The organism is Herbidospora sp. RD11066 (genome assembly GCF_054661255.1).
Window position 1 is genome coordinate 1 of sequence record NZ_BAAGDO010000195.1, and the last position, 263, is coordinate 263.

The 263-nt window shown below is 42.6% G+C and carries 1 protein-coding gene; it reads left to right on the forward strand.

Annotated features, from left to right (window positions below; translation table 11 throughout):
* Window positions 1-263: DUF21 domain-containing protein (locus ACYQ78_RS39720; RefSeq protein ID WP_459806162.1), on the forward strand; the 263-nt coding region annotated here is incomplete at both ends.

Sequence of the window (263 nt, forward strand, 5' to 3'; positions counted from 1 at the left end):
AGGTTCTAATAGAGAGAAGAAACAAGCAGCTGCAATCCTACCAGTTGTCCAAAAGCAACATCAGCTTCTTGTAACATTGCTTCTGTGTAATGCTGCAGCAATGGAGGCTCTTCCTATTTACCTGGATAAGATTGTTCATCCTGCTGTCGCTGTGGTGTTGTCTGTGACCTTTGTACTTATTTTTGGAGAGGTAATACCTCAAGCAATATCAGCAAGGTATGGACTTGCTGTGGGTGCTAATTTTGTTGGGCTTGTCAGAGTTT